1 protein-coding gene is annotated in these 1,233 nt (G+C 38.9%); it reads right to left on the bottom strand.

Annotation, left to right across the window (positions count from 1 at the left end):
• Window positions 1-13: 13 nt before the first annotated feature.
• Window positions 14-1,198 carry an IS256 family transposase gene (locus HMPREF3177_RS07275; protein WP_070458275.1) on the bottom strand — a complete coding sequence of 395 codons (1,185 nt, stop codon included), beginning with the start codon at window positions 1,196-1,198 and terminating at the stop codon, window positions 14-16.
• Between the last annotated feature and the right edge of the window lie 35 nt (window positions 1,199-1,233).

The raw sequence follows: 1,233 nt of genomic DNA, 5'->3' as shown, positions 1-1,233 counted from the left end.
AAAAATCTCTCTGTTATTCTTTAGCTTCCACGAATGCGCTCACTTTTCTATTTGTTTTTTTATAGGCTTCATTCGCATCAAGAAGAAGTGCGCCAATTAAACGAAATGCAGACTCGACATTTGGAAATACTCTAACAACGCGCTCACGACGTCTTAACTCACTATTTAGTCGTTCGAGTGCGTTTGTACTTTTTAAAAACTTTTGTCTAGCCGCTGGACACATTAAACATTGAATCGCATCGTCAAATCCACTTTCTAAAATTTCTACCGCGTGATTAAATCTTGGATCCTCTGATACAAAGTCTAAAAACTTCTCTTTTGCTTCTCGTGCATGTTGGGGTGTTGTCGTATGAAAAATCTCTCTCAATAATTGACGCGCAGCAGTTGAACCTTTTTTAGGCATTACATTCGTAATGTTTCTTAAGAAATGGACTGTGCATCTTTGCCAAGGTGTGCCCGGGAACTCTTCTTGAATCGCCTGCTTTAAACCTTGATGTGAATCTGAAGTAATGAGTTCTGGTTGTGTTAACCCACGATTTTTTAAGTCACGTAAAAAGTGCCCCCAGTGATTCTTACTCTCAGCATCATCCACTTTAAACCCAAGTACTTCACGATGACCATCTACACCAATACCGAGCGCAATATACACAGCTTTAGAGACGATTCTATGATTCTCACGTACTTTAATATACATCGCATCTACTGATACATATTTAAATATATTGTGTGTTAATGAACGCTCCGCGAAGTCTTGGATTTCTGGATCTAATCGTTTCATCACGTTAGATACGAATGATTTCGAGACACTTTCTCCGACTAGTTCTTCCACAATTTTAGTGACTTTACGCGTAGACACACCGCTGACTACCATTTCAATCAAAGAAAGCACGAGCGCCTGGTCCTTTCTTTGCCACTTCTCAAATACCTGTGGTGAAAACTCTCCGGAACGTGTTCGTGGGACTTCGAGTTCAATTTTTCCAACTAACGTTGTGAACCCTCGGCGATAACTGCCATTACGATAGTCTTTTCGACTACCGTTTCTTTCATATGAGCCAATACCCATGTATTCATCTCGTTCTTCTTGCATCACTTGATTTAACACTAAAGTTAGAAGACCCTTAGTCATTTCATTAAGGTTACTTCCAGAGATATCCTCTAGAATTTTTTTCATATCTACTGTAAAATTAAGTTGAGTCATTTGTATTCTCTCCCTGTTAATTTTTGTTGGTAACT

This window comes from Nosocomiicoccus sp. HMSC09A07, assembly GCF_001808485.1.
Taxonomy (GTDB): Bacteria; Bacillota; Bacilli; order Staphylococcales; family Salinicoccaceae; genus Nosocomiicoccus; species Nosocomiicoccus ampullae_A.
This window is presented reverse-complemented; position numbering and strand designations above follow the sequence as displayed.